The 1,027-nt window shown below is 66.0% G+C and carries 1 protein-coding gene; it reads left to right on the top strand.

Features of this window, described 5'->3' with window-relative positions; all coding sequences use genetic code 11:
• Positions 1 to 26: 26 nt before the first annotated feature.
• Positions 27 to 1,027, top strand: a 1,001-nt coding sequence (locus tag AP428_RS34275; RefSeq protein ID WP_269434043.1) for a condensation domain-containing protein, incomplete at its 3' end; no start/stop codon positions are given.

Here is a 1,027-nt window from a genome sequence, read left to right as displayed (position 1 = left end):
TCCTGCGCGCCACGCTCGACCGTATCGTGGCTCGCCATGAGATATTGCGCACCACCTTCGGGCGTAGCGAGGACGGGCGCCCCTTGCAGGTCATTGCCGCTGCAGACCAGGGTTTCCTCCTGGCGGAGCACGACCTGCGCGGCCTCGACAACGCCGAGCAACAGGCGCAGTTGGCTGCACTGACCCACGCAGAAGCCCGCGCCCCCTTTGATCTCGCCGTCGGCCCGCTCATCCGCGGTCGTCTGCTGCAGCTTGCCGACGACCAGCACGTGCTGCTGCTCACCCAGCATCACATCGTTGCGGATGGCTGGTCCTTCAGTGTCCTGATCCAGGAAGTGAACGCACTGTATGCCGCACTCAGCCAAGGATTGCCCGATCCGTTGCCGGATCTGCCAATCCAATACGCCGACTACGCAGCATGGCAACATCAATGGCTCGATGGCCCGGCTCTCGAGCCGCAACTCGAGTTCTGGCGCAGCCATCTGCACGGCGCACCCGCCCTGCTCGAGCTGCCCACCGACCGGCCCCGCCCACCGGCGCAAAGCTATCGCGGCGGCAGCGTGGCCCTGACGCTTTCCGCTCCCCTCACCAGTGGCCTGCGCGCGCTTGCCCAACGGCATGGCGCAACGTTGTTCATGACGCTGCTGACCGGATGGGCTGTGCTGCTCTCACGCCTGAGTGGACAGCACGACGTGGTCGTCGGCACCCCCGTGGCCAACCGCCGGCACGCCGAACTCGAGTCGCTCATCGGCTTCTTCGTCAACACGATGGCACTGCGCGTCAACGTGGCGGACGACCCCGGCGTGGACGAACTGATGGCCCGTGTGCGCGCCTTCATGCTCGACGCCTATGCTCATCAGGACGTGCCCTTCGAGCAGGTCGTCGAAGCCGTACAGCCCGCGCGCAGCCTGGGCCACAATCCGCTGTTCCAGGCCATGCTGGCGTTGAACAACACCTCCGCCCGCTCCTTGAGCCTGCCTGGTCTGGAATTGGCCGCGTATGACATCCCGCGCACGACCACTCAGTG

It is taken from the genome of Burkholderia sp. E168m22, from assembly GCF_001319805.1.
Taxonomy (GTDB): Bacteria; Pseudomonadota; Gammaproteobacteria; order Burkholderiales; family Burkholderiaceae; genus Burkholderia; species Burkholderia orbicola.
The sequence above is the reverse complement of the archived record's forward strand: the minus strand, read 5'-3'. Positions and strand labels throughout refer to the sequence as shown.